This window comes from Saccharopolyspora sp. 6M (genome assembly GCF_020176775.1).
Classification (GTDB): Bacteria; Actinomycetota; Actinomycetes; order Mycobacteriales; family Pseudonocardiaceae; genus Saccharopolyspora_C; species Saccharopolyspora_C gregorii.
This window is the reverse complement of the sequence record NZ_JAIUJZ010000141.1, coordinates 1-24,494: the sequence shown is the minus strand read 5'-3', so window position 1 is coordinate 24,494 and position 24,494 is coordinate 1. Positions and strand designations below refer to the sequence as shown.

At 72.6% G+C, this 24,494-nt stretch carries 23 protein-coding genes and 1 tRNA gene; 12 read left to right on the top strand and 12 right to left on the bottom strand.

The window, feature by feature from the left end:
* The first annotated feature begins 159 nt into the window (after positions 1 to 159).
* Positions 160 to 1,365, top strand: a complete 1,206-nt coding sequence (locus LCD31_RS18910; protein WP_224959886.1) for an MFS transporter — start codon at positions 160 to 162, stop codon at positions 1,363 to 1,365.
* Positions 1,366 to 1,395: 30 nt separating this feature from the next.
* Positions 1,396 to 2,358, top strand: coding sequence for an NADP-dependent oxidoreductase (locus LCD31_RS18905; RefSeq protein ID WP_224959884.1), 963 nt, complete (start codon positions 1,396 to 1,398; stop codon positions 2,356 to 2,358).
* Positions 2,359 to 2,659: 301 nt separating this feature from the next.
* Here LCD31_RS18905 and LCD31_RS18900 read toward each other — a convergent pair whose 3' ends face one another.
* From LCD31_RS18900 to LCD31_RS18875, 5 genes are all read right to left on the bottom strand, one after another.
* The gene (locus LCD31_RS18900; protein WP_224959882.1) at positions 2,660 to 3,355 is read right to left on the bottom strand and encodes a cytochrome P450; all 696 of its coding nucleotides are present in this window, start codon (positions 3,353 to 3,355) and stop codon (positions 2,660 to 2,662) included.
* Complete coding sequence (locus LCD31_RS18895) at positions 3,349 to 3,864, bottom strand: cytochrome P450 (protein ID WP_224959880.1); 516 nt, start codon at positions 3,862 to 3,864, stop codon at positions 3,349 to 3,351. Before LCD31_RS18895 ends, LCD31_RS18900 begins: the two co-directional genes overlap by 7 nt.
* Positions 3,865 to 4,364: 500 nt before the next feature.
* A complete protein-coding gene (locus tag LCD31_RS18885) occupies positions 4,365 to 5,429 on the bottom strand; it encodes a multicopper oxidase family protein (RefSeq protein ID WP_224959898.1) in 1,065 nt (354 codons plus the stop codon).
* A gap of 62 nt (positions 5,430 to 5,491) precedes the next feature.
* Positions 5,492 to 6,184, bottom strand: coding sequence for a multicopper oxidase domain-containing protein (locus LCD31_RS18880; protein ID WP_224959878.1), 693 nt, complete (start codon positions 6,182 to 6,184; stop codon positions 5,492 to 5,494).
* A 296-nt stretch (positions 6,185 to 6,480) separates the two neighbouring features.
* The gene (locus LCD31_RS18875) at positions 6,481 to 7,467 is read right to left on the bottom strand and encodes an MsnO8 family LLM class oxidoreductase (protein WP_224959876.1); all 987 of its coding nucleotides are present in this window, start codon (positions 7,465 to 7,467) and stop codon (positions 6,481 to 6,483) included.
* A gap of 166 nt (positions 7,468 to 7,633) precedes the next feature.
* Here LCD31_RS18875 and LCD31_RS18870 point away from each other — a divergent pair, with 166 nt between their 5' ends.
* Both LCD31_RS18870 and LCD31_RS18865 read left to right on the top strand, forming a co-directional pair.
* Positions 7,634 to 8,950 carry an MFS transporter gene (locus LCD31_RS18870; RefSeq protein WP_224959874.1) on the top strand — a complete coding sequence of 439 codons (1,317 nt, stop codon included), beginning with the start codon at positions 7,634 to 7,636 and terminating at the stop codon, positions 8,948 to 8,950.
* Positions 8,951 to 9,130: 180 nt separating this feature from the next.
* Positions 9,131 to 9,586 carry a DUF1707 domain-containing protein gene (locus LCD31_RS18865; RefSeq protein ID WP_224959872.1) on the top strand — a complete coding sequence of 152 codons (456 nt, stop codon included), beginning with the start codon at positions 9,131 to 9,133 and terminating at the stop codon, positions 9,584 to 9,586.
* Positions 9,587 to 9,591: 5 nt separating this feature from the next.
* Here LCD31_RS18865 and LCD31_RS18860 read toward each other — a convergent pair whose 3' ends face one another.
* Positions 9,592 to 10,059, bottom strand: coding sequence for an NUDIX domain-containing protein (locus LCD31_RS18860; RefSeq protein ID WP_224959871.1), 468 nt, complete (start codon positions 10,057 to 10,059; stop codon positions 9,592 to 9,594).
* 36 nt (positions 10,060 to 10,095) lie between these two features.
* On the opposite strand from LCD31_RS18860, the gene LCD31_RS18855 reads away from it, so the two are divergent.
* Positions 10,096 to 11,154, top strand: coding sequence for a DNA polymerase IV (locus LCD31_RS18855; protein ID WP_224959870.1), 1,059 nt, complete (start codon positions 10,096 to 10,098; stop codon positions 11,152 to 11,154).
* 58 nt (positions 11,155 to 11,212) lie between these two features.
* Positions 11,213 to 11,286, top strand: a tRNA-Pro gene (locus tag LCD31_RS18850).
* Between the two features lie 191 nt (positions 11,287 to 11,477).
* On the opposite strand, the gene LCD31_RS18845 is transcribed toward LCD31_RS18850, so the two are convergent.
* Complete coding sequence (locus LCD31_RS18845) at positions 11,478 to 12,506, bottom strand: aldo/keto reductase (RefSeq protein WP_224959869.1); 1,029 nt, start codon at positions 12,504 to 12,506, stop codon at positions 11,478 to 11,480.
* Between the two features lie 302 nt (positions 12,507 to 12,808).
* On the opposite strand from LCD31_RS18845, the gene LCD31_RS18840 reads away from it, so the two are divergent.
* The 4 genes from LCD31_RS18840 to LCD31_RS18825 all read left to right on the top strand — a co-directional run bounded on the left by LCD31_RS18840 (position 12,809) and on the right by LCD31_RS18825 (position 18,872).
* The gene (locus LCD31_RS18840) at positions 12,809 to 14,845 is read left to right on the top strand and encodes an OPT family oligopeptide transporter (protein ID WP_224959868.1); all 2,037 of its coding nucleotides are present in this window, start codon (positions 12,809 to 12,811) and stop codon (positions 14,843 to 14,845) included.
* A gap of 89 nt (positions 14,846 to 14,934) precedes the next feature.
* Positions 14,935 to 15,774 carry an ABC transporter ATP-binding protein gene (locus tag LCD31_RS18835; protein ID WP_308011202.1) on the top strand — a complete coding sequence of 280 codons (840 nt, stop codon included), beginning with the start codon at positions 14,935 to 14,937 and terminating at the stop codon, positions 15,772 to 15,774.
* 35 nt (positions 15,775 to 15,809) lie between these two features.
* Entirely contained in the window at positions 15,810 to 16,787 is a 978-nt protein-coding gene (locus tag LCD31_RS18830) for an iron-siderophore ABC transporter substrate-binding protein (protein WP_224959867.1), read from the top strand.
* A 3-nt stretch (positions 16,788 to 16,790) separates the two neighbouring features.
* Positions 16,791 to 18,872: an iron ABC transporter permease gene (locus tag LCD31_RS18825; RefSeq protein WP_224959866.1), complete on the top strand. Its 2,082-nt coding sequence runs from the start codon at positions 16,791 to 16,793 to the stop codon at positions 18,870 to 18,872.
* A gap of 55 nt (positions 18,873 to 18,927) precedes the next feature.
* Here the strand turns inward: LCD31_RS18825 and LCD31_RS18820 are convergent, their stop codons facing one another.
* Genes LCD31_RS18820 through LCD31_RS18810 form a run of 3 tightly spaced genes read right to left on the bottom strand, consistent with a single transcriptional unit; the run spans position 18,928 to position 21,820 of the window.
* Entirely contained in the window at positions 18,928 to 19,551 is a 624-nt protein-coding gene (locus tag LCD31_RS18820) for a lactate utilization protein C (protein WP_224959865.1), read from the bottom strand.
* Complete coding sequence (locus LCD31_RS18815) at positions 19,548 to 21,056, bottom strand: lactate utilization protein B (RefSeq protein WP_374108106.1); 1,509 nt, start codon at positions 21,054 to 21,056, stop codon at positions 19,548 to 19,550. The genes LCD31_RS18820 and LCD31_RS18815 overlap by 4 nt, the downstream gene beginning before the upstream one ends.
* Positions 21,053 to 21,820: a (Fe-S)-binding protein gene (locus LCD31_RS18810; protein WP_224959863.1), complete on the bottom strand. Its 768-nt coding sequence runs from the start codon at positions 21,818 to 21,820 to the stop codon at positions 21,053 to 21,055. Before LCD31_RS18810 ends, LCD31_RS18815 begins: the two co-directional genes overlap by 4 nt.
* Before the next feature lie 148 nt (positions 21,821 to 21,968).
* Here LCD31_RS18810 and LCD31_RS29620 point away from each other — a divergent pair, with 148 nt between their 5' ends.
* Positions 21,969 to 22,670 carry a FadR/GntR family transcriptional regulator gene (locus LCD31_RS29620; RefSeq protein WP_224959861.1) on the top strand — a complete coding sequence of 234 codons (702 nt, stop codon included), beginning with the start codon at positions 21,969 to 21,971 and terminating at the stop codon, positions 22,668 to 22,670.
* A gap of 88 nt (positions 22,671 to 22,758) precedes the next feature.
* Here the strand turns inward: LCD31_RS29620 and lexA are convergent, their stop codons facing one another.
* Positions 22,759 to 23,421 carry a transcriptional repressor LexA gene (lexA, locus tag LCD31_RS18800; protein WP_224959859.1) on the bottom strand — a complete coding sequence of 221 codons (663 nt, stop codon included), beginning with the start codon at positions 23,419 to 23,421 and terminating at the stop codon, positions 22,759 to 22,761.
* Between the two features lie 78 nt (positions 23,422 to 23,499).
* Between lexA and LCD31_RS18795 the strand changes: the two genes are divergently transcribed.
* Positions 23,500 to 23,832 (top strand): phosphotransferase, encoded by a 333-nt coding sequence (locus tag LCD31_RS18795; protein WP_224959857.1) that lies wholly within the window; start codon positions 23,500 to 23,502, stop codon positions 23,830 to 23,832.
* Here LCD31_RS18795 and LCD31_RS18790 read toward each other — a convergent pair.
* A complete protein-coding gene (locus LCD31_RS18790; RefSeq protein WP_224959855.1) occupies positions 23,813 to 24,265 on the bottom strand; it encodes a PaaI family thioesterase in 453 nt (150 codons plus the stop codon). The two genes, LCD31_RS18795 and LCD31_RS18790, sit on opposite strands and share 20 nt — an antisense overlap.
* Between the last annotated feature and the right edge of the window lie 229 nt (positions 24,266 to 24,494).

Sequence of the window (24,494 nt, the reverse complement as noted above, 5' to 3'; positions counted from 1 at the left end):
TCCTTGGACGGCGCTCGCCTGCCGCGAGCCGTGACGCGGCCCTGCCGCCGCACCGGAACGGCACGCCCGCCTGCCCTCACCAGTGGTGCCACAGCACCACCTGCCCAGAAAGGACCTCTCGTGACAGGGTCGACCACGCCCTCCACGCCCCACCGCCGGATGACCCCGGCCCGCACGCTCATCTTCGCGATCGTCGCCGGCATGGCCGTCGGCAACCTCTACTGGGCCCAGCCCCTGATCGAGGTCATCGCCTCGTCCCTCGGCGTCTCGTCATCGAGCGCCGCCACGCTGGTCACCGTCACCCAGGTCGGATACGCGCTCGGCATCTTCCTCATCGTGCCGCTCGGCGACGTCCTCAACCGGCGCCGCCTCATACCGCTCATCCTCGCCGTGTCCGCCGCGACACTCCTCAGCGCTGCGCTGGCGCCCTCGTTCGGGGCGCTTCTCACGGCCCTCGGCGGGGTCGGACTGACCACCGTCGGCGCGCAGCTGCTGACCCCGCTGGCCAGTGAGCTGGCCGAGCCCGAGCGACGCGGCCGGGTGGTCGGTGCGGTCGCTTCCGGCTCCTTGATCGGCATCCTGCTCTCCCGCACGATCAGCGGCTTCGTCGCTGACCTGTTCGGCTGGCGGGCGATCTACGGGATGGCCGCTGCGGTGACCCTCGTTCTCGCCGCCGTGCTCCGCACCGTCATCCCGTCCCTCGAACCCCGCGAACCCGTTCCTTATCCGCGTCTTCTGGGCTCGGTGTTCACCGCGATGTCCCAGCATCGCGCGGTCGGTCCGACCCTGGCGATCTGCGCCGCGAGCTTCGCCGTGTTCTCCATGTTCTGGACGTCTCTGACCTACCTGCTGACCGCACCGCCGTTCTCGTTCTCCGTCAGCCGGATCGGCCTGCTCGGCCTGGCCGGCTTGGCCGGAGCCCTCGCCGCACGTCGCGCCGGCGCCCTGCACGACCGCGGCTGGTCCGTACCGGCCACCGGAATCGCCCTGACTCTGCTGGGCCTGTCCCTGACAGCCGCCTGGGCGGGCAGCGGTTCCATCGTGGCCCTGATCGTGGTCGTCATCGCGCTCGACATCGCCGCCCAGTCCATCGTCGTCCTCGGGCAGACCCGGCTGTTCGCGCTGCCCGGATCAGCGCGCAGCAGGCTCAATACGGCCTTCGTCGTCAGCAACTTCCTCGGCGGAGCGCTCGGATCGGCGGTCGCCGGTCCGCTGTGGACCGCGGGCGGCTGGGCCGCGGTCATGACCGCTTCCCTGGTCATCATGGTGGCCGGACTCACCGTGTGGGCCGTGGGACGCCGCCGACTCGCGGAGACCGACCCCGAGCCGGACAGTCCAGTCGGGGCATCGACCGCGGCCGGTTGACGTCCGCGCCCGCTGACGAGGAGGAGCACCATGAGCACGAAGATCGTCCAACGCGCCTTCGGCGGACCAGAGTCCCTCGAGCTCGTCGACGTGCCGGCGCCGACCGCGGCCGACCTGGGACCGGGCGACGTGCTCGTCGCCGTCGCCGCGGCCGGGGTCAACCCCATCGATGTCATGACCCGTGAGGGCGGCGGCATGGCCGCGGCCGGGATCATCGAGCTGCCGTTCACGCCCGGCTGGGACGTCGCTGGCACCGTCGCGGCGGTCGGCGCCGACGTGACGGGCCTCGAGCTCGGCCAGCGCGTCCTCGGGCTGGCGCGGTTCCCGCGCGAAGGCGGCGCGTACGCCGAGCACGCGGTCGTCCCCGCCGACGACCTCGTGCCGGCGCCGGAGAACCTCGCCGACGAGCAGGCCGGGGCGCTGCCGATGGCGGCGATGACCGCCTGGCAGGCCTTCGCCGACACGACCTCGGTCGGGCCGGGCCAGCGCGTGCACATCACCGGTGCCGGAGGAGGCGTCGGCCACCTCGCCGTCCAGATCGCCCACCGACTCGGCGGGCACGTCGTCGCCGTCGCCAGCGAGGGCAAGCACGACTGGCTGAAGAGCCTCGGCGCGGACGAGACGGTCGACTACCGCGACCCCGAGGCCATGGCAGTCCTGGTGGGCACCGCCGACGTCGCGCTCAGCCTCGCCGCCGGCTCCCGCGCGACGGCGCTGCGGGCGGTGCGCCCCGGTGGGACGCTCGTCGCCCTCGGCGGCGGGGCCGGCGACCTCGAGGCGGAGGCCGGGCAGGCCGGCGTCCGGTTCGCCGCGACCCACGTCCGCACCCAGCGGGGGTGGCTCGAGAGCGTCGTCGACCTGGCCGCGAAGGGCGAGTTGGTGCCGACCGTTTCAGCAGCCTTCGCCCTCGCCGAAGCAGCCGACGCGCACCGCGCGGTCGAGTCGGGCCACAGCACCGGCAAGGTCGTCCTGCTCACCACGCCCCAGCACTGACCACGCACGAGTCGTCGTTGCCTCGCTGAGGTGTCGCGGTGACCGGCCTGACACGCGTCAGCGAGGTGGCCCTCGCCGCGCTCTGCTCTGCAAGCTGCGTGCGGACTCTTCCGGCGAGTACTCCAGCACGCGGACCGGCGTTCAGCACGCTGCGCGAACGACCTGATGGCCATCGGCGCCTGCGGTCGGTGGTCGTGAAGATCGTGGTGGGGGACGAACTCGCCGCAGCGGACGAGCGTCACCGCGACCGGGAAGTGGCGCGTCAAATGAGCGTTGCAGCGCAGGAACCGTCGCGCCCGGTTCAAGCACCGTGCAGCAAGACTGGGAACTCCCGCAAGTCGTTCTGGGTGAGCACGGGCTGGTTCCGCACCTGCTCCGCGGGCACAGCCGCGCGCATCAAGGGGAATCGTGCGAACAGCGCGGGAAGCGCGATACCGGCCTCCATTCGGGACAGTCCTGCTCCTCCGGGGCAGATGTGCGGCCCGTGGCCGAAGGTCATGTGCCTGGCCGTTCCGGTGCGGTCGATGCGGAACTCGTCCGCGTCCGGTCCGTGATGTCCGTCGTCCCGGCCGATCGCCCGGTAGGACATCACGACACCATCGCCTTCGCGGATCACCTCGCCGCCCACTTCGATGTCCGCGGTGGCGAATCGCATCAGCAGGTGCGAGATCGGCGTGTCCCAGCGCAGGGTCTCCTCGATGGCCGCATCCCAGCCGACTTCGCCCGCCAGCACCAGGCGCAACTGATCGGGGTGGGCGAGCAGTGCCCGCACCGCGTTGAGGATCAAGCTGATCGTGGTCTCGTGCCCCGCGGCCACCATCGCTTTGAGGTTGCCGAGAACTTCCTGTTCGGTGAGCGGTTCGCCGCCCTCCTCCGTCACGATCAGCGCGCTGGTGAGGTCACCGGACGGCTCGGCGGCGCGCGCCCGGACCAGCTCGAGGAAGATGTCGTCGAGTTCGGCGATGACCGCCAGCCGTTCCTCCTGCGGCGTCAGCATCGAGAAGAACGCCTTGTAGAGCGCGTGCAGCCGGGGGCGTAGCTCTGCGGGTACCCCGACAGCGCGCTGATCACCGCCATCGGTAGTGGCTGCGCGAACAGCTCTTTGATGTCGACCGGTTCGTGCGAGTCTCGGGCGGAGAGCTCGTCGAGCAGTTCGCCGACGACGTTAGTGATCAACGGCCGGATGTTCTCCAGACGCCGCGGTGTGACCGCCTGCGCGGTTTTCGCGCGGAGTCGCCGGTGTTCGTCCCCGTCCACTGTGAACATCGAGTGACCGGCGTCGATCATGCCGATCAGCGGCCAGGCGCGGGTGACCGCACCGGTGCGCCACAGCCTCCACCGCCCGATGTCCTTGACCAGCCGCGAGTCGGTGAGCAGCCGCTTGGCTTCGGCATGCCGGACGACCGACCACGCGGGCACACCGAGCAGCTCGACTCGCACGAGCGGGCCTGCCGCGCGCAACCTACGCGTCTCGGCGTCGAGATCGCGTACCAACGGATCGATCACGATCGGATCGGTACTGCTCGTCGGTTCATCGAACGGGTCTGACGCGGAAGATCTCATGGCGCCCCCTCGGGCACCGGACCCGCGCGGAAGCCGAATGCGTGGCCATACGACCGCGTTCACCGTAGCGCCGGACGCATCTGCGCGAGTGCGTTTCGCGGTATTCGGCAGCAGTTCGGACGCCTCCGGGGCGAGGTGGGATCAAAGGATGGTCGCACAACGCTACTGGGGGGGAGCGGTCGATCTCTTCCTCGTCGAGCATGAGCCACTTGAAGAACTGGTGCAGGCATTTCTGCTTGTTCACCGCGGTCGAGGCCGGGCGGGTTTCGATGATCCCGGCTTGGAAGGCTTCGATGTCGGCCGTGGTGTTCTCGGCGGCGTCGTCGGCGTCGGGGGAGTGCTCGGCGACGTAGCGGGCGAGCTGGGTGGCGGCCGGCAGGTAGTTGTGGCGGGTGGTCTCCGGGTGGTTGCCGGAGCGCGGTGCGCGGTCCCAGTCGCCGCGCTCACGCTCCGCGGTAGGGCTCGTGCGGGTGCGAGCCCGGGTGCGGGTGGAAGCGGGCGATCTCCGGCGGGTGCACGACGAACGGGCGCATCATGCCTTCGTCCTCGTGGTCGAGGATGTGGCAGTGGTACATGAACTGGCCGGTGGACGCACCGAACCGCGCCAGCACGCTGACCCACTCCCCACCGCCGACGACGGTGGTGTCCTTGCGCCCGCGCTCGAAGTCCTCCAGCGGAACGTCGGTGAACCCGTCGGCCGGGGACCGGGTTCCGCCGAGCGCCACGTCGAAGTCGGCGGTGAAGCGGCGACGCGCCTGGATCCGGAACTGCACCAGGTGGACGTGCATCGGGTGCGGCGGCCCGCCGAAGCTGATGAAGTTCCACTCGACGACGGCATCATGCGCGATGAAGACGCTGACCGTGTCGTCGAACAGCGACGCGACCTGCCGGAAGGTGCGGGTTCGCCCGGTCCGCGGATCGGTCACCTGCACCACTCCCGCGGCGGGCAGCGGTGGCACCTCGTGCGCGGCGAGCTCGCGCAGTTCCCACAGCTGCGGGTGCGCCTCGCCGCCGGTGCCGGGCGGCACGAGCCCGACCCACACCTGGTCGTGCTCCCCGGGCAGGTGTGCGATGCGCTCCGGTCCCGCGGAGAACACGTCGGGCAGCCGCGAGGTGTCCTGCGCCCGCCCGCCGCGCACCCGGAACTGCATGACGCCCGGTTCGAGCGGGGCGTCGGCGGCGGTGTTGGTCAGCCGCAACCGCCCCCGCACCCGCCCGAAGTCCACGACGAGGTCGGCGCGTTCGGCGGGAGCCAGCACGAGCCCGTCCGCGGGCAGCGGGACCGGCCGGGGCAGCAGCCCGCCGTCGGTGCCGATCTGGCGCACCACGGCGTTCTCCGACGCGCCGTCGGCGTCGATCAGGTTCAGCCGGTAGAACCGGGCGTTCGAGGTGTTGACCACGCGGAACCGGTAGGCGGCCGCGTCGACCTCCAGGTGCGGCCAGATCATCCCGTTCACCAGGGTGAACGGGCCGGTGAACGGGATCATCGCGGTACCGATCGCAGGCACCTTGAACAACAGCCGCCCGGTGAGCTCGCCCGCGGCGTCGGTGTCCAGGTTCCGGTCGCAGATCAGCAGCGGGACCTCCCGCTCCCCGTCCGGCAGCCCCAGCGCCCGCTCCCGGTCGTCGCGGAGGAGGTACGCGCCGAACAGTCCGGCGTGACGTTCCAGCGCGTGACGGCCATCGCGTGGTCGTGGTACCAGAGCGCCGCGGCGGCCTGCCGGTTCGGGTGTTCGGTGAGCTGGGAGTGCCCGCGCAGCACGGCGTTGTGCGCCCACCCGTCGCTGCCCGCGTTCGCGTCGGCGCCGTGCAGGTGCGTCACCAGCCAGGCGGGCAGTTCGGCGACGCCGTCGACGAACGCGGCGCCGTCCGCGGGACTGCCGTCCGGATTCCGCGGGTAGCCGGGCCGGTTCGCGGGCAGTTCCTCCGGCGGGGTGCCCGCTGGTGGCTGCGGCACCCGCACGGCGGTGAGCGGCATCGTCCCGGTGATCTCGTTGGTCCACGCCACGCGCAGCATCCGGTCCCGCCGCACCTCGATCGTCGGGCCGGGGAAGTGCCCGTCGTAGGTCCACAGCACCGTTTCCGGCAGTTCGCCGTGCAACCGGGCGCGGGCGGTGATCGCCCGGATCGTCAGGTCCGCGTCGCAGCCGTGCGCGGTCGGCCGCAGCACCGGGGGAACCGGCAGCGGGTCCAGGAACTTCGTCAGCCCGAACGTCGGGCCGCGGAATTCGGCCACCGACGGCCGCGTCGAGATCTCCACCATGGTTCCCCCTGGTCCAGTGCGGGAACCGCGGCGCCTCCCCGAGATCCCCGTTCCCGCGCGGCTGATCGCGAATTCCGCGCTCCCCTGGAACGGCGATCCCACGCCGCGGCCCGCGGGCGGCCCCGGAAACCGCCCGCAGGTGCTCAGTGGACCGGAGGATTCCGTTGGCGCACAAGGCATCGGGACCGATGATCACCCGCTAGCGGCAAGGTGATCACTCGAACGGGAGCCGCCAGCCCGAATCCTCCGCCGCGCCACGGGTTCCGGCCGGGACGATCTCCGGGATCTCGGTCCCGTCACGGCATCAGCCGGGACAACCGCCGGTACGAGTCGAGCAGCGCCTCCTCGTCGTAGCCGCTGGTCGTGATCAGCAGCTCGTCCGCCCCCACGTCGTCCAGCGCGGACTGCAACTGGTCGGCGACCTCCGCCTCGGTGCCGTGCACGTGACCGCGCATCGCCCGTTCGAACTGCTCGGCCTCCCGCCGGTCCAAGTCCCGGGCCAGCACGTCCTCCGCGGGCTCCAGCGGCGGGAAGACGCCGTGCACGCGGGAGCTCGCCGTCGCCCACGCCTCCGGCACCAGCAACCGCCGCGCCCGCTCGGTCGTGGCGGCGACCGCGACGGAACGGGACAGCACCACGTGCGGGCGCCGCGACCACGGTGACGGCCGGAAGCGCTCGCGGTAGCCGCGGACCGCGCGCCGCAGCGCCTCGTCGCCGCGCACCGCCGCGATCACCAGCGGCAACCCGGCGGCGGCCGCGTGCTCGGCGCCCGCGCCGGTGGCCAGCACGAACACCGGCAGGCGCAGCCCGGTCGCGGGCATCGCGCGCACCGCCGCCTCCGGGCCGCCGGTGAAGTGGCCGAGCAGTTCGTCGAGCTGCTCGGCGAACCGGTCCGCGGACTCGCGGCCGTGGCCGAGGGCTTCGCGGACCGCGGCGGTGAACCCGACCGAGCGCCCCACGCCGAGGTCGATGCGCCCCGGGTGCAGCGACTCGAGCACGCCGAACTGCTCGGCGACGACCAGCGGCCGGTGGTTCGGCAACATCACCCCACCGGTGCCCACCCGGATGTGCGAGGTCGCCGCGGCCACTGCCGCGGCGAGCACCGCGGGCGCGGAACCGGCCACGCCGGGCACCCCGTGGTGCTCGGCCACCCAGAACCGGTGGTAGCCCAGCCGCTCGGCCTCGGTCGCGAACCGGACGGTGCGGCGCAGGGATTCCGCCGGGCTCCGTCCGCGGAGCACGAGCGAGCGGTCCAGCACGGAGAAGCGCAGCGGGGTCGTCACACCACTCCCAACACCGCCGCGCACGAGCTCGATTCCGCACCGGACCGGTCCCGTGGCCGATCCCACGTCCACCGAATGGGACTCGCTTCCCGCTAGTTGGGCAGCGAGGGTTACCCTGCGTGTGCTCACTTCTGGTCTGAACGTGTGAACAGGGAGGTTCCGGACCATGGCGGTCGGCCACGTTCCCGGTGACGTCGCGGATGGCACCGCGCCGCGCAATTCCACTCGCCAAGTCGTGGTGGCCAGCCTCGTCGGGACCTCGATCGAGTTCTACGACTTCTACGTCTACGCCACCGCCGCCGTGCTGGTGTTCCCCAAGCTGTTCTTCCCCGCGGGCGACCCCACCGCGGCGACGCTGCAGTCGCTGGCCACCTTCGCCATCGCCTTCATCGCCCGCCCGGTCGGCTCCGCGCTGTTCGGGCACTTCGGCGACCGCATCGGCCGCAAGTCCACGCTCGTCGCCTCGCTGCTGACGATGGGCGTCTCGACCGTCGTCATCGGGCTGCTGCCCGGCTACGCCTCCATCGGCGTCGCCGCCCCGCTGCTGCTGGCGCTGTGCCGGTTCGGCCAGGGCCTCGGCCTCGGCGGCGAGTGGGGTGGCGCGGCGCTGCTGGCCACCGAGAACGCTCCCGCGCGCAAGCGGGCCTTCTTCGGGACCTTCCCACAGCTGGGCGCCCCCATCGGCTTCTTCGTCGCGAACGGCCTGTTCCTGCTGCTGTCCGAGACGATGGACGACGCCACGTTCCTCGCCTGGGGCTGGCGGGTGCCGTTCCTGGCCTCCGCGATCCTCGTCGTCGTCGGGCTGTGGGTGCGGCTGAGCCTGCACGAGACGCCCGCGTTCGCGAAGGTCGTCGAATCCGGTGCGCGCGCCAAGGTGCCGTTCGTGCAGGTGTTCCGCACCGGGCTGAAGGGCCTGGTGCTGGGCACGTTCATCATGCTGGCGACCTACGTGCTGTTCTACCTGATGACCGTGTTCACCCTGTCCTACGGGACTTCGGAGGCCGGGCTCGGCTACAGCCGTTCCGAGTTCCTGGTGTTCCTGCTGATCGGCGTCGTGTTCTTCGGACTGACGGTGCCGGTGGCCGGTCTGCTGGCCGACAAGTTCGGCCGCCGCCCCACGCTGCTGATCATCACCGCCGCGATCATCGCGTTCGGACTGCTGATGGGCCCGTGGTTCGGCGCGGGTTCGCTGCCCGCGGTGCTGAGCTTCCTCGTCGTCGGGCTCGGGTTGATGGGCCTGACGTTCGGCCCGATGGGCGCGGTGCTGCCCGAGCTGTTCCCGACCGCGGTGCGGTACACGGGGGCGTCGGTGTCCTACAACCTGGCGAGCCTGCTCGGCGCGTCCGTGGCGCCGTACATCGCGACGTGGCTGGCCGGCTCCTACGGCGTCGGCTGGGTCGGGGTGTACCTGGCGGCGATGGGTGCGCTGACGTTCATCGCGCTGCTGCTGAGCCGGGAGACGCGGGACGCCGCGCTGGACTGACCGAGCTCGTCGTGGGGGGCCCTCCGCACCGGAGGGGCCGTCGGTCGTTCAGCCGATTTCCGCCGCACCGATCCGGCTTTCCGGCCGAGGCGTCCCGGCCCCAAGTCCGATCCAGCACCCACCACCACCGCCCTAGCCTCGAACCCGGCCGGCCGATCTCCGGCGGCACGAGGATTCGAGGTGAGCGCAGTGACCCACGTGGACGTTCCCGCCCAGGACGGCGGCATCCGCCTGTCGGACGCCGACCGGGCGGAGGGCATGCGGCTGCTCAACGAGCAGGTCGCGGCGGGATGCCTCACGTCCGAGGAGTTCGCCGATTGCGCCATCCAGCTGGAACAGGCCCGCACCCGCGCCGAACTGCTCGCGCCGTTCCGCGACCTCCCGCAGCCGCACCCCCGCTTCGACGACACCGTCCCGGCGGAGCGCCCCACGGCGGTCCCCGCGGCCGAGCCGGCCCGCCCGGCCCCGCACCTGCGCTACCTGATCACCGCCGTCGTGGCCCCCTGCGCGATCGTCGGCACGCTCACGGGACTGGAGTCGGCCGCGTCCGAACCGTCGCGGCTGCTGCAGGCCTCGCTCGTCGTGGCCGGGCTGTACCTCGTGCAGCTCGTCGCCGGGTACCTCTCGGCGCGCTGACCCGATCAGTCCAGGCCGAGCGCGCGCAGCAGCCGGGGCACGAACTCGGCCTGCGCCGCCACCAACTTCCGCTGCGCCGCGTCCGGGTCGAACCACTCCGCCCGGTCGACCTCCGGGAAGGTCGTGGTCCGACCGGAACGCGGCGGCCACGGCAGCTCGACCTCGTTGCTGCGCAGCTCCGCCACGTCGAAGTCACCGGCCGCGGCCCACGCGGTCACGACCTTGCCGCCCTTCTGCCGGACCTCCCCGAGCTCCACCAGCGCGCTGGTGTCCGGCCGGAACCCGGTCTCCTCCTCGAACTCCCGCAGCGCGGCCGCCAGCGGTTCCTCGCCGGAGTCGTACTCGCCCTTGGGCAGCGACCAGGCGCCTGAGTCCTTGTTCCGCCAGAACGGGCCGCCCGGGTGCACCAGCAGCACCTCCGGGGAACCCGCCCGCATCCGGTGCAGCAGGATGCCCGCGCTGCGCTTCGCCATCCGGCGACCGTACCGCCGAGCGCGCACGCTGGGGACGTGGAGCGGGTGGTGCTGCACGTGGACCTCGACCAGTTCATCGTCGCCGTGGAACTGCTGCGGCGCCCCGAACTGCGCGGCCGGCCCGTCCTCGTCGGCGGTACCGGAGACCCCACCCGCCGCGGCGTCGTCGCCGGATCCTCCTACGAAGCACGGGAATCGGGCGTCCGATCCGGCACCCCGCTGCGCACCGCCGCGAAGCGCTGCCCCGGCGCGGTGTTCCTGCCGCTGGACGCCGACGCCTACCGCGCGGCGTCCGAGACCTACTACGCGGCGCTGCGCGAACGCTCCGACACCGTGGAGGAAGCGGGCTGGGACGAGGCGTACCTGCTGCTCGACACCGACGACGCGACCCGCACCGCCGCCGAACTGCGCGCCCACGTGCACGCGCGCACCGGTCTGAGCTGCTCGGTGGGCATCGGCGACAACAAGCTCCGCGCCAAGACCGCTTCCGGCTTCGCCAAACCCGCGACCGGAACCGGCGTGTTCCGCCTCGACCGGTCCAACTGGGCGCACGTCATGGACGGTCTGCCCGTCGACGCGCTGCGCGGCATCGGCCGCCGCACCGCCGCGAAGCTCGGCACCCACGGCCTGCGCACCGTCGGCGAGCTCGCCGCCGCCGACCCGTCCGCGCTCGCCGAGACCTTCGGCCCCCGCAACGGACCCTGGCTCGTCGCCGTCGCCCGCGGCTACGACCCCACCCCGGTCGACCCGGCGCCGTACCGTCCCCGCTCCTACGGTCGCGAGATCACCTTCCAGGAGGACGTCACCGACCCGGAACGGCTGCGCGCCGAACTCACCCGCCTCGCCGCTCTGGTCGCCGCCGACCTCGCCGAGCACGACCTGCTCGCCGGACGCGTCGTCGTCAAGGTCCGCGACTCCCGCTTCCGCACCCGCAGCCACGCGCACCGCCTCGCCGGCCCCACCCGTTCCGCGGAAGCCCTCGCCGCTGCCTCCCGCGAAGCACTCACCGCGCTTCCCCGCGATCGCCCCACCCGCCTCATCGGCACCCGAGCAGAGCTCCTGACCAGCGCAGATCCGGTAAAGGAGGGGGGATGAAGATCCTCTGCGTACGGTGCGCTAAGCTTTCCATACACCGCAAGACAGCGGGTGTGGCCGGGACGTGGCGCAGCTTGGTAGCGCACTTGACTGGGGGTCAAGGGGTCGTGGGTTCGAATCCCGCCGTCCCGACGGTCTAGAGGGCCTTCGCAGATCAGACACTGCGAAGGCCCTCTTTTCATGCTCTTGGTCGGTTCTTCGAAGTCGAGCACGCCGTTGCTGGACCCCTGACTTCGGAGGTTTCCGATGCCCATTCTCGATCTTGATCGGCGCACCGGGGCACTGTCCCCGACGCGGACCGGATTCCTGGCCGCGGTAGGGGTTCAGGCAGCGCTGCGGGTGGTGGCGGGCCGGCGGCGTCGCGCGGGGTCGGTGATCGCCGGCGGGGTGTAGGCCATGTCCAGGGCGCCGACGTCGGCGCCCGGCGGGACGATCGCGTCGATCCGGTCCAGGACGTCGTCGGACAGGGTGGTGTCCAGCCCGTCGAGGAGATCGCGCAGGTGCTCCGTGGTCCGCGGACCGATGATCGCTGAGGTGACGCCGGGGTGCGCGATGGTGAACGCGACGGCCAGGTGGGACAGCGGCATGCCCGCGTCGGCGGCGAGCGGGATCAGCTGTTCCACGACGTCGAGGCGGTGTTCGTCGGACAGGTGCGCGAAGCCGAAGTTCGCCCGGCGCGAATCGGGCGCCGTGCCCTTCCGGTACCGCCCGGTCAACATGCCTTGCGCCAACGGGCTCCACACCAGGGCGCCCACGCCGTACTGCTCGCACACGGGGAGCACGTCGCGTTCGATGCCGCGGTTGAGCAGCGAGTACGGCGGTTGCTCGGTCCGCATCCGGTGCAGCCCGCGCCGCTCGGCGACCCACTGGGCCTGCACGATCTCGTGCGCGGGCGTGGTGGAGGAGCCGAACGCCCGGATCTTGCCCGCGCGCACCAGGTCGGTGAGCGCGGACAGGGTCTCCTCGACGTCGGTCGCCGGATCGGGCCGGTGCATCTGGTAGAGGTCGATGTGGTCGGTGCCCAGCCTGCGCAGCGAGCCTTCGACGGCCCGGGTGATCCAGCGGCGCGAATTGCCCCGCGCGTTCGGGTCGTCGCTCATGGCCCCGTGCGCCTTGGTGGCCAGCACGACGTCGTCCCGGCGGTGGGCGAGGGCCTTGCCGACGATCTCCTCGGATTCGCCGCGGGCGTAGACGTCGGCGGTGTCGATGAAGTTGATGCCCGCGTCCAGCGCCGTGTGGATGATGCGGGTGCAGTCGTCGTGATCGGGGTTTCCGAGCGCTCCGAACATCATCGCGCCCAGCGCGTAGGGGCTGACCTTGATGCCGGTGCCGCCCAGCGTGCGGTACTCCACGGGGGTCCTCTCGGTGGGTGCGGCACTCCCGCCGCACAATCGGAACCTTGTTCCGGAACAACGATACGGAACCACGTTCCGGATCGCAACGCAGGTGGTGTCGGTTGGGTGCGCGACGCCCCGATCGGGCCGGTGCGGCGAATGCGGCCCGTCGGCGTTCCGGGAAAATGCCGCATTCGTGGTCGCATGTCCGAGATCGGTGGTGTTCCGGATAACGGATCGGTGGACATCGGGCCGGTTCGGGCCGGTCCCGGGGATAGGTTCAGACCTCGTCGCACCCTCGAGAACGGATTGGCCGCAGCATGAAGCCGACGAGCGCGGAGCACGAACCCCACGTACCGGCGAGCTCGACTCCGCGCGAGATCACCGCCAAGGCCGTCGTCCTCGGCATCGTCCTCGCGGCGATCCTCGCCGGGGCCAACGCCTACCTGGGGCTGAAGGTCGGGCTGACCGTGTCGGCCTCGATCCCGGCGGCCGTGATCTCGATGGCGGTGCTGCGGCTGCTGCGCGGATCGACGGTGGTGGAGAACAACATCGTCCAGACCGCGGCCTCGGCCGGTGAGTCGCTCGCCGCGGGCGTGATCTTCACGCTGCCCGCGCTGGTGCTGCTGGGCTATTGGGACGGGTTCCCATTCCTGCCGGTCGCGACGATCGCGCTGTGCGGCGGGGTGCTGGGCGTGCTGTTCACCGTGCCGCTGCGGCGCGCGCTCATCGTGGAGAAACCGCTGCGGTTCCCGGAGGGCGTCGCCACGGCCGAAGTGCTCAAGGCCGGTGAGCGCGGCGGGCGCAGCGCGGTGCACATCACCGTCGCGGGGCTCGCCGGGGCGCTGCTGAAGTTCCTGCAGAGCGGGCTGGGCCTGGTGTCGTCCACGGTGACCGGGTCGGTGAAGGCCGGTGGGGTCGTGGTCGGGCTCGGCAGCGAGCTGGGCGTGGCGCTGCTGGGCGTCGGCTACATCGTCGGGCTGAACATCGCGTTCCTGGTGTTCCTCGGCGGCGGACTCGCCTGGTTCGCGGGGATCCCGCTGTACATGGTGTTCGCGGACCCGGCGCAGCTGCACTCGATCGTCGGGGACGCGACCGGCTACGACGCGGCGGAAGCGGTGTGGGACGAGAAGATCCGCTACCTCGGCGTCGGCGCGATGGCCGTCGGCGGGGTGTGGGCGCTGCTGTCGGTGGTGCGGCCGATGATCGCCAGCATCCGGTCCTCGGTGGCCGCGGTGCGCGCCCAGCGCGGTGGGGGAGCGGCGGACGTGCCGCGCACCGAGCGGGACATCCCGGCGAACTGGCTGCTGTACGGGACGCTGGCGATGGCGGTGCCGGTGCTGCTGGTGTTCCTGTTCGTGGTGGACCGCTCGCGGCTGGAGGTCGGCGGCGGCCTGTTCGCCGCGACGATCGCGTTCGGGGTGCTGTTCGCGCTGGTGGCCGGGTTCTTGTTCTCCTCGGTGTCCGGGTACATGACCGGGCTGGTGGGCTCGTCGAACAACCCGGTGTCCGGGGTGACGGTGCTGACGTTGCTGGCGAGTTCGTTGCTGCTGCTGGTGATCCTCGGCGTGCAGATCGACTTCGCGGGGGACGAGGCGAAGGCGACGATCGCCGCGTCGACCGCGGTGCTGATCTCCGGGGTGGTCAGCTGCGCGGCGGCGATCGCCGGGGACAACCTGCACGACCTCAAGACGGGGCACCTGCTCGGGGCGACGCCGTTCAAGCAGCAGGTGATGCTGGTGGTGGGCGTGGTCGTCTCGGCGCTGTGCATCGCGCCGATCCTGTCGGTGCTGTACGCGGCCTACGGGATGGGGAACTCGTTCCCGCGGCCGGGCATGGATCCCTCGGAGTCGTTGCAGGCCCCGCAAGCGGCGTTGATGAGTTCCATCGCGCAGGGCGTCTTCGGCGGCGGCCTGCCGTGGGGGATGATCTGCGGCGGTGGTGTGCTGGCGGTCGCGCTGATCGTCGCGGACCGGCTGCTGGAGCGGCGTGGCGCGGCGTTCCGGACGCCGGTGCTGGCGGTCGCGGTGGGCCTGTACCTGCCGCTGGAGCTGTCGGTGCCGATCTTCGTGGGTGGCGTGATCGCCTACCTGGTGTCCCGCCGCAAGCGCGGTTCGGAGTCCGGCGGCGGGCCGGGGCTGCTGTTCGCCTCGGGGCTGATCACCGGTGAGGCGCTGGTGGGGATCGTGCTGGCCATCCCGTTCGCCATCGCGCAGAGCGCCGACGTGTTCGCGATCAGCCCGGCGGCGCTGGGGATGTCGGAGGCGTCGTTCTCGGTGCTCACCGACGTGCTCGGGGTGGCGGCGTTCGTGTTCTTCGTGCTGTGGCTGTACCGGACGGCGCGCAAGGCGGAGTGATCCCGCCGGCCGGGCGCGGCCGTTCGGGTGACTGTGCTGGTGACCACGGGGCCTTGTGGGTTAGGCAAGCCTGTCTTTAATGTTCGGCTGTGTCCCCGAACTCATCGCAGCAACCGGCCGGCGTGCGCGCCCGCGAAGTGGACGTCGCCTACGGCCGCGACGTCGTCGTGCACGGCGCGTCGATCTCCCTGGTCGCGGGGGAGGTGACCGTGCTGATCGGGCCGAACGGCAGCGGGAAGTCGACGCTGCTGCGCGCCCTCGCGCGGCTGCACCCGCCGGTCGCCGGTGCCGTGTCGTTCGCCGACGGCGCCGAGCTGCGCGCGCTGTCCGGCAAGGACCTGGCCCGCCGGATCACCCTGCTCTCGCAGCAGCGCACCGCGCCGGGCGGGTTGAGCGTGCGGGAGCTGGTGGAGTTCGGCAGGCATCCGCACCGCTCGCGCTGGGGCGGCCGCGACCCGGAGGGGCCGGCCGCGGTGGAGCGCGCGATGGCGCTGACCGGTCTCGCGGGCATCGCCGACCGGCCGGTGCAGGCGCTCTCCGGCGGGCAGGCGCAGCGGGTGTGGCTGGCGAGCTGCTTGGCCCAGGACACCGAACTGGTGCTGCTGGACGAGCCGACGACCTTCCTCGACCTGCGCTACCAGGTGGAGATCCTCGACGTGATCCGCGAACTCGCCGACGAGCACGGCGTCGGCGTGGGTGTCGTGCTGCACGACCTCGACCAGGCGGCGGCGGTCGCCGACCGGGTGCTGCTGCTGGAGGACGGGCGGGTCGCCGCGGAGGGCGCGCCGGACGAGGTGCTGACCTCGGCGAACCTCACCCGCGCCTACGGCATCCAGGTGGACGTCGAGGTCGATCCCGCGGACGGGTGCATCCGCACGCGCGCCGTCGGCCGCTTCAACACTTCCGGCGTTCGCGCCCCCTCGGCCTGACCGGCGCCGCCGGTCACCCTCCAGGTAGGAGAATCATGCGCAGGACCAGAGCGATCATCGGGCTGTGCGCGGCCGCCGCGTTCTTCGCGGCGGGTTGCGGCACCACCGAGCAGGCAGGTGGCCGGGAGAAGTCGGCGAGCGGCGGTGATCCGGTGACGGTCGTCGACTCCCGCGGCGAGGAGGTCACCCTCGACGGGCCCGCGAAGCGGGTCGCGGCCACCGAGTGGAACGGCACCGAGAGCCTGGTGTCCCTCGGCGTCATGCCCGTCGGAGTGTCCGATGTGGACGGTTACGGCAAGTGGGTGGGTGCGGCGCCGCTGGACGGCACCGCCAAGGACCTCGGCACCCGCGGGGAGCCGAGCCTCGACGCGCTCGGCGCACTGGACCTGGACCTGGTGGTCGTCACCGACAGCCTCAGCGAAGGGGCGCTGGCGCAGGTCGAGCAGATCGCGCCGGTGGTCGTGATCAAGGGCGGCGGTGCACCGGACCCGATCGGCACCATGTTCGAGAACCTGGACCTGATCGCGAAGGCGACCGGCACCGAGGACGCCGCCGCCCGGTTGCGCACCGAGTTCGACGCGAAGATCGCCGAAGGCCGCACCGCGGTCGAGCGGGCCGGTGCGCTGGACGACCCGGTCGCGTTCTCCGACGCCTACGTGACCTCCGGTGAGGTGAGCATCCGCCCGTTCGCGAAGGGCTCGCTGGTCTCCGAGGTGTTCGACCGCATCGGTCTGCGCAATCCGTGGCCGATGGCGGGCGACCCGGACTACGGGCTCGCCTCCGCCGACGTGGAAGGGCTCACCCAGCTGCCCGACGTGCGGTTCTGGTACGAGGCCAACGGTTCGGAGACCGACGCTTACGGCGAGGAGCTGCGGGACAACGCGATCTGGAAGAACCTGCCGTTCGTGCGCAGCGGCAAGGTGCAGCGGCTGCCCGATTCGCTGTGGATGTTCGGCGGGCCGAAGTCCATGGAGCAGTACGTCGACGCCGCGATCGCGGCGCTGAAGGCGTAGTCCGTGACGACGCTCGTCCGTCCACCCGCCCCGCCGGTCGCGGTCATCCGGCGGGGCGGGCCGCTGGTGCTGCTGGTGGTGGGGCTGGCCGCGCTGGTCGTGCTGGGCGCCGCGGTGCACCTCACCCAGGGCACGTCCAGCGTGGACTTCGGCGCGCTGCTGCACCTGGTGCTCGGCGGCGGCACCGACACCACCGCGGCCGTGGTGGTGGAGTCGCGGTTGCCGCGGCTGCTCACAGCGCTGCTGGTCGGCGCGGCCCTCGGCATCGCGGGGGCGGTGCTGCAATCGGTGGCGCGCAACGTGATGGCCTCCCCGGACACGCTCGCCGTGGACGCGGGCGCGCACCTGGCGATCGTCGCGGTCGCCGCGTTCGGCGTCTCGTTCCCGGTGCTGGGCACCACGGCGATCGCGTTCGTCGGCGGGCTCGCCGCGGCCCTGCTGGTGATCTCGCTGTCCGGCATGGGCGGCACCGGGATCGTGCGGCTGGTGCTCGCCGGGACCGCGATCGCGTTCGCGATGCACTCGCTGACCCGGATGTTGCTGCTGCTGTTCGACCAGGAGACGCAGGGGCTGTTCGCCTGGGGTTCCGGCTCGCTCGGGCAGACGGGGCTGGGCGGTATCCGGGCGGTGGCGCCGGTGATGGGCATCGCGCTCGTGCTCCTGCTGCTGCTGTCCCGGCGGCTGGACCTGGTGTACCTCGGCGACGACCACGCGCGGACCCTCGGTGTCCACGTGGGACGGATCCGGTTCGCCTCGATCGCGCTGGCGGTGCTGCTGGCGGCGGCTTCGGTGACCTTGGCGGGCCCGGTGGGGTTCGTCGGGCTCGCCGCGCCCGCGGTGGTGCGGCTGCTGTCCAACCGGGTTCCGGGCCTGCACCGGCACGCGGCGTTGCTGCCGATCTCCGGCGCGATGGGCGTGGTGCTGCTGCTGGGCGCGGACGTGCTGCTGCGGGCGCTGATCGGCGCGCAGACCGCGTTGGAGATTCCCACCGGGGTGGCGACCACGCTGGTCGGCGCGGTGTTCCTGGTAGTGCTGTGCCGCAACATCCGGGTCACCGCGTCCGCCGCGGAGCCGCCGGCGGCGGGTGTCCGCGGCGGCGTGTCGGCCCGGCGGGTTCGGCTGGTCGTCGGAGCGCTGGTGCTGCTGCTGGTCGCGGTGGCGATCGGCGCGGTGCTGCTGGGCGACGTCCTGCTGCTGCTCGGCGACCTGGCGAACTGGGCGAGCGGGCAGGCCGGGCCGATCGTCAGCAACGTGATGTCGAACCGGGTGCCGCGGGTCGTGGCGGCGGTGCTGGCGGGGGCGGCGCTGGCGCTGGCCGGAGCCGCGATCCAGGCGGTGGCGCGGAACCCGCTGGCCGAGCCGGGGATCATCGGCGTCGCGGGCGGTGCCGGGCTCGGCGCGATCACGGTGATCACCCTGTGGTCGGGGGCCGGGTTCTGGGTGCAGGCGGGCGGTGCCGGGCTCGGTGCGGCCGTGGCGACGCTCGTGGTGTTCGCGATGGCGGCGAAGGGCGGTTTCGCCGGGGAACGACTGGTGCTGATCGGCTTCGGCGTCCAGGCGGCCACGCAGGCGCTGGTGACGCTGCTGATCACGCTGTCCGACCCGTGGAACGAGACGAAGGCGCTGACCTGGCTGGGCGGCTCCACCTACGGGCGTTCCTACGAGCACCTGGTGCCGATGGTGCTGGCGCTGCTGGTGCTGGTGCCGGTGCTGGTCCGCGCCCGCGGCGAGCTGGACCTGCTGTCGGTGGACGAGGAGACGCCGCGGGTGCTGGGTGTGCACGTGCCCGGGGCGCGGTTGCTGCTGCTGTGCTGCGCGGTGCTGCTGACCGGTACCGCGGTGGCCGGGGTCGGGGTGATCGCGTTCGTCGGGTTGATCGCGCCGCACGCGGCGCGGGCGATCGTGGGCAGGCGGCACTCCCGGATGTTGCCGGTGGCGGCGCTGCTGGGCGGGGTGCTGGTGTGCGTGGCCGACGTGGTGGGCCGCGCGGCGATCGCCCCGGCGCAGCTGCCCGCCGGGATGATGACGGCGCTGGTCGGCGCGCCGTACTTCGTGTGGTTGCTGCACCGCGACCGCACTCGCTGAGCCCCGGCAGGTGAACGGCCGGGGCGGGCCGTTCACCTGGCCGGTGCGCGCGGAGTCAGGCGTCGAGCAGCAGGACCACGTGCAGGGTCCGCGGCCCGTGGACTCCCTCGACCCGGTCCAGCTCGATGTCCGAGGTCGCCGACGGCCCGCTGATCAGCGTCGTCGGCCGCACCGGGTCGAGCCGCGCCACCGCCTCCGGCACCCCGGCGACCACCGAGGACAGCGCCACCACGCACACGTGCAGGTCGGGGACCAGGGTCAGCGCCCGGCGGCCCTGGTCGGCCGACGAGTCCAGGAAGATCGTGCCGGTCTCCGCGCAGCTCACCGCCGACCCGGTCACCACCCCGTCCAGCTCGTCCAGCCGCGCGGGCGGCACCTCCGCGGAGTCGACGGTGACCTCCCCGTCGAACTCGGCGAGCCACCGGCGGTCCAGCCCGGCGGGGATGCCGATCCGGCGGGCGCCGCGCAGCGCCGTCGCGATCGCGCCCGGCGCCTCGGCGGTGTCGCACTGGTGCACGGAGGCGCGGTAGTCCTCCAGGCGGTCCACGAGCAGTTCCCGCCGCCGTTCCGGGGGCAGCGACCGGCGTCGCCGGTAGTCGCGCGGCACCTGCACGGCGTCGGGCGGGGCGAGGGCGAGCGCGTCGCGCACCCGGCCCAGCACGGTCTCCCGGGCGTTCACCGCGCACCTCCTTCGCGCCGGGCCCGTTCGATCGCGGCCCGGCCTTCGGTGGAGTCCCACCACTGCCGGAACGTCCGCTTCGGCGGCACCGGCAGGTCGCGCGCCGAGGTCCACGCGCTGCCCGGCGGCGGCAGCGCCCGGATCCGCCCGCCGCGCCCTAGCAGCCTGCCGAGCTGCGCCGCGCGCTGCGCCGCCGTCCACCGCCCGGCCGAGGCCATCGCCGCGGAGGCCGCCTTCATCAGCGCCTGCTCGGCGTCGAACCCGGCCTGCTCCACGTGCTGGTGGCGCAGTTCCACCAGCAGCGACGGGATGTCGATCTTCACCGGGCAGGCGTCGAAGCAGGCCCCGCACAGGCTGGAGGCGTAGGGCAGCGAGCCGTTCGGGTCGCCGGACCCGGTGTCCATCCCGGCCAGCTGCGGGGTGAGCACCGCCCCGATCGGCCCCGGGTAGGTCGAGCCGTAGGCGTGCCCGCCGGTCCGCTCGTACACCGGGCACACGTTCAGGCAGGCCGAGCAACGGATGCAGTGCAGCGCCTCGCGCCCGACCTCGTCGGCGAGGGTGGCGGTGCGCCCGTTGTCCAGCAGCACCAGGTGGAACTCGCCCGGTCCGTCGCCGGGGGTGACGCCGGTCCACATCGAGGTGTACGGGTTCATCCGCTCGCCGGTGGAGGAGCGCGGCAGCAGTTGCAGGAAGACTTCGAGGTCCGCGTAGCTGGGGATCAGCTTCTCCAGCCCCATCACGGTGATCAGCGTCTCCGGCATGGTCAGGCACATCCGCCCGTTGCCCTCGGATTCCACGACCGAGAGCGTTCCGGTGTCGGCGACGCCGAAGTTCGCCCCGGAGATCGCGACCCGTGCGCGCATGAACCGGTCGCGCAGGAACCGCCGGGACGCGTCGGCGAGGTGCGCCGGGTCGTCGTCGAGGTCGGGGTCGACGCCGGGCATGGCGCGCAGGAAGATCTCCCGGATCTCCGCGCGGTTGCGGTGGATCGCGGGAACGAGGATGTGCGAGGGCCGGTCCGCGCCGAGCTGCACGATCAGTTCGGCGAGGTCGGTCTCGATGGCGGCGATGCCCTCGTCGGTGAGGTGCTCGTTGAGGCCGATCTCCTGGGTGGCCATCGACTTGACCTTGAGCACTTCCTCGGAGCCGGTGCCGCGGACGAGGCGGGTGACGATCGCGTTGGCCTCGGCGGCGTCGCGTGCCCAGTGCACGGTCCCGCCGCGCGCGGTCACGGCCTGTTCGAACCGCTCCAGGAGTTCCGGCAGCCGGGACAGCACGTCGCGCTTGATCGCGGCGCCGGCGGAGCGCAGCTCCTCCCAGTCGGGCAGTTCGCCGGTGACGGCGATCCGCTTGTCCCGGATGGTGCGGGTGGCCTTGCCGACGTTGCGGCGCAGCTGCGCGTTGCCGAGCTCGGTGCGGGCCGCCGCCGGGAACGGTTCGCTGCCGCGGATGTTGCCGGTTCCGCGCGGCGGAGCGGTGGGCATGCCGAGGAACGTGCCGCTCATGCGAGTGCTCCCTGCTTCGGCGCGATCTTGCGTTCGGTGGTGGCGAGGATCTCGGCGAGGTGCTTGGTGCCGACTCCGGTCTGCAACCGGGACAGGCCACCGCCGATGTGCATCAGGCAGGACGAGTCCCCGGCGGTGCAGTACTCGGCGTCGGTGGCGCCGACGTTGCGCAGCTTGTCCGAGAGCATCGCCGTGGAGGTGTCGGCGTTCTTCAGCGCGAAGGTGCCGCCGAACCCGCAGCACTGGTCGGCTTCGGGCAGTTCCACCAGGTCGATCTCGCGCACGGCGCGCAGCAGCCGCAGCGGCTTGTCCCCGACCCGCAGCATCCGCAGCGAGTGGCAGGTGGGGTGGTAGGTCACCCGGTGCGGGAAGGTCGCGCCGACGTCGACCACGCCGAGGACGTCGACGAGGAACTCGGCGAGCTCGTAGGTCTTCGCCCGGGAGCGCACGACCTGGTCGCGGAGCCCGGGACGGCCGAAGCGCTCGGCGACGATCTCGTGCTGGTGGCGGATGGAGCCGGCGCAGGATCCGGAGGGCACCACCACGGCGTCGATGGACTCGTCGGCGAAGCAGGCCGCGTGGTTCTCGACCAGCGGCAGCGCCTCGCGCTGGTACCCGGTGTTGACGTGCATCTGCCCGCAGCAGGTCTGCGCCTCCGGGAACACCACGTCCTGGCCGAGCCTGCTCAGCAGCAGGGCGGTGGCCTGGATCGCGTCCGGGAACAGCGTGTCGCCGAGGCAGGTGGCGAACAGGGCTACCCGCATGCGTCGGACTCCCTTCGTGTGGTCTGACCACACCGTAGCCGGGGTGGGCGAGTTCGGGAACGGGCGGTGTCCGACCGCCTCCGGTCAGCGTTGCGGCAGTGGGCGGCGCCCGCAACGCGCGGCGCCACGACCTCGATAGGCTCCGAGGGTGGTGAACGCTGGGCCGCGGGCGTGGGAACGGGTGCTCGCGCAGATCGAGGACGACCTGCTGCAGGGCCGGATCGCGCCCGGGCAGCGCCTGCCGGGGGAACGGGCGCTGGCCGAGGAGCTGGGGGTCGGGCGCTCCTCGGTGCGCGAGGCGATGCGGGTGCTGGAGGCGCTGGGCCTGCTGCGCGCCCAGACCGGTTCCGGGCCGGAGGCGGGCGCGGTGATCCTGGCCCGCCCCACCGGCGGCATGAGCGCGCTGCTGCGGTTGCAGGTGGCGGGGCAGGGCTTCCAGGTGCGCGACGTGGTGCGCACCAGGCTCGTGCTGGAGACGGCGTCGGTCACCGAGCTGGCCGGTGCGGCCGCGGAGCTCGCCGCGGCGGAGGAACTGCTCGACGCGATGGACGAGCCGGATCTCGCCCCGGCCGAGTTCCTGGCGCTCGATGCCCAGTTCCACCTGACCCTGGCGCAGGCCGCGGGCAACGAGGTGGTCGCGGTGATGATGTCCGGGCTGCGTGACTCGATCGAGCACTACACCCGCGAGACGGTCCCGCTGCTGGATTCGTGGGCGGCCACCTCGACCCGGTTGCGCGCGGAGCACCGCGAGGTGCTGGCCGCGATCCGGGACGGCGACGGCGCGCTGGCGGGCCGACGGGTCACCGCGCACATCAAGGGCTACTACGCCGACGGCGGCCTGGCGCTCTGAGGTCGGGGTAGCGGGGACGTCGAGGTGGCGGGGACGTCGGGTGGCGGGCCCGCCCCGCCGAGCCCGTCGGGCCGTTCGACGCGGCGGGTCAGACGCTGCGCAGCACGGAGACGACGACGCCGAGGACGGTGGCGTGGTCGCCGTCGATGACCTCGTAGGCCGGGTTCCGCGGCTCCAGCAGCACGTGCCCGTTGCGCTTCCGGTACACCTTCACCGTCGCCTCGTCGTCGAGCAGCGCGGCGACGATCTGCCCCGAGTGCGCTTCGGGCTGCTGCTTGACGATCACGGTGTCCCCGTCGCAGATCGCGGCGTCGATCATCGAGTCACCGCGCACCCGCAGCGCGAACACGGTGCCGCGCCCGGCGAACTCGCGCGGCAGCACGAGGGTGTCGTCGAGGTGCTCGTCGGCGGCGATCGGCGTCCCGGCGGCGATGTCGCCGACCACGGGCACCGTCACCGAGTCCGCGTCGTTCCGCGACGCGGAGGTCTCGCGCAGGAACGCGCGCACGTCGATGGGCCGGGACACGGTGTCGCTGCGCCGCAGGAAGCCCTTGTCCTCCAGGCTCGCCAGGTGCTTGGACACCGAGGAGGTGGAGCGCAGGCCGACGGCCTCGCCGATCTGCCGGGTGCTCGGCGAGTACCCGTGCCGCACCACCCAGTCGCGGATCGTCGCGAGGATCCGCTGCTGGCGCAGCGGCAGCGACGAGGCGTCCAGGTGCTCGAACGGGTCAAGATCGTCGTAGCCGGTCATCCGCCGAATGGTAGATCCCGCCACCCCGAACCCGATCACCGGCACGCCGACGGTCCCGGAGGAGGCAGAATCCTCGGCGTGCCGCCCGCTCCGCTCTCGCCGCCGCTACCCGGGAATCCGGTGCCGCCGCACGGATCGCGGGCGTCGTTCCGCTTGCCGGCGGGTCGCACGCTCGCCAGCGCAGAGCTCGACGGGCCCGCTGCGCGGCTCGTCGACGACGCGCGGGGCCTGTTCGCGGCGGCGGATCCGGTGCTGGTGCACGGGGACTTCCAGTCGGGCAACGCGCTCTGGGCGGACGCCCGGTTGAGCGGCGTCGTCGACTGGGAGGGAGCCGCGTGCGGTCGCCGGCGGCACGCGGAGTGGACCGGCGAGCTGGTGCGGCGCGCGCCGGTCAGGGGGTGGGGAGGATGAGGCAGGTGGTGGTGGCGTGGGCGATCAGCTTGCCCGCCTCGTCGTGGACCTTGCCCTCGGCGGTGGCGGTGCGGCGCCCGGCGTGCACGACGGTGCCTTCGGTGGTGAGGACCTGGCCGTCGGTGCGCGCGGCGCGGATGTAGTTCACCTTGAGCTCCAAGGTGGTGTAGCCGACGCCCGCGGGCAGCGTGGTGTGCACGGCGCAGCCCATCGCCGAGTCCAGCAGCGTCGCGGCGATCCCGCCGTGCACGGTGCCGAGGGGGTTGGCGAAGTCCGGCCGGGTGTCCAGCGAGACCACGATGCGCCCGTGCTCGACCACGTCGAAGCGCATCCCGAGCAGGCCGCCGATGGACGGGGCGCCGTCGAAGGCCCCGGACTGCACCTGGCGCAGCAGTTCCAGTCCGGACGGGGCGGTGGATTCGGTGGTGGACATGGGCTTCTCCTCGGGTGGCGTGCGTTCCGCCGCGATGCTACCGAGCAGTAATTTATGGTCGGGGGTGATGTGGCGCGGATCGCTCGATCCGCTCGACGAGCACCGGGCCGTGCGCTCGCCGAGCAGCGGCCCCCCCCCGGGGGGGGGGGGGCGCGGCCCGCGCGGCCGGGGCCGCCCCCCCCCCCCCCCGGGGGCCCGGCCCCCCCCCCGGGGGCGGGCGCCCCCCCCC